This window comes from Litoribrevibacter euphylliae, assembly GCF_042646085.1.
Lineage (GTDB): Bacteria > Pseudomonadota > Gammaproteobacteria > Pseudomonadales > Litoribrevibacteraceae > Litoribrevibacter > Litoribrevibacter euphylliae.
On the sequence record NZ_JBHRSZ010000013.1, the window covers coordinates 1 to 927 of the forward strand.

General features: G+C 43.6%; 1 protein-coding gene. It reads right to left on the bottom strand.

Translation table 11 applies throughout. From position 1 onward, the window contains the following. Window positions 1–84 precede the first annotated feature (84 nt). A partial coding sequence (locus tag ACFOEK_RS21215; RefSeq protein WP_386723493.1) for a tyrosine-type recombinase/integrase occupies window positions 85–927 on the bottom strand: 843 nt, incomplete at its 5' end.

The window sequence follows — 927 nt, forward strand, 5'->3', positions numbered from 1 at the left end:
AATCTGCATAAGAACATGGATAAGTCTGAGTAAAACGGTCCCCAAAGGTCTTTACTACCTCCGCCATGCTTAAGCGATTCATTGTTACACCTCAGATAAGAGATCCAACAAGCCATCACGCTCAGGATGGTAACTCGGTATCCAATGAATATATCGCATGGTGGTGTTCACATTTTGATGCCCTAGCCAGTTTTGCAGCAGATGAATTGGCAATCCCGCTTCTAGCTGATGAGTCGCATAGGCATGACGTAACCCGTGAATGCCACCTGTTTTTTGCACTCCAGCTTCTGCCTTTGTCTTTTTATACACTTTCTGCAAGGTTCGAAGATCAAAAGGCTTATCTAACTGTTTGCTATAAAAGAGCCAAAGATAAGGACGATAACGATACCAGTACTGCCTTAAAGCCATCAATACGGTTTTAGGGAGCGGCACCATGCGGTCTTTTTTACCTTTCCCTTCGTTCACTTTCAGCAGTAAACGTTCGCCATCAATATCTTTCACTTGAAGAGCGCACACCTCGCTGACTCGAAGGCCACATCCGTAGCAGGTCTTTAGCATGGTCTGATGCATTAGATTGGTCGGTTGATTAACGATCTTTCGTGCTTCATCTCGCGTCAATAGCTCTGGGATTTTTAGGGGGCGTTTAGGGTAATGCAAACGGATTGATTCAAGTGAACGCCCGAGCACCCAGCGATAAAAGAAACGAATAGCATTCACTTGCAAGCGGCAACTGTTCGCAGCGAGATTTCGATCTTTAATGAGATAAATAAAATAATTTTGAAGATCGTCTTGGCTGAGTAAATCCGGTGACTTTCGATAGTATTTAACCAAGCTCATCATGCTGTATAAATAGCTATTTTGGGTGCGTTCAGAGAACTGTTTGACCGTCATCAGATCGATCATTTTTTGACGTAAGGGACTCATAAC